The organism is Bacillus sp. NH11B (genome assembly GCF_001884205.1).
Taxonomy (GTDB): domain Bacteria; phylum Bacillota; class Bacilli; order Bacillales; family Bacillaceae_G; genus Bacillus_A; species Bacillus_A proteolyticus.
On sequence record NZ_MAOG01000087.1, the window covers coordinates 1 to 214 of the forward strand.

The following is a 214-nucleotide window of genomic DNA, read 5'->3' on the forward strand; positions in this document are numbered from 1 at the left end:
AGATAAACAAGACAAGCAAGATAAACAAGACAAGCAGGACAAACAAGACAAGCAGGACAAACAAGACAAGCAAGATAAACGAGACAAGCAAGATAAACAAGACAAGCAGGACAAACAAGACAAGCAAGATAAACAAGACAAGCAGGACAAACAAGACAAGCAAGATAAACAAGACAAGCAAGATAAACAAGACAAGCAAGATAAACAAGACAAG

1 protein-coding gene is annotated in these 214 nt (G+C 37.4%); it reads left to right on the forward strand.

From position 1 onward, the window contains the following. Nucleotides 1–214, forward strand: a 214-nt coding sequence (locus BAU27_RS33555; RefSeq protein ID WP_175546541.1) for a hypothetical protein, incomplete at both ends; no start/stop codon positions are given.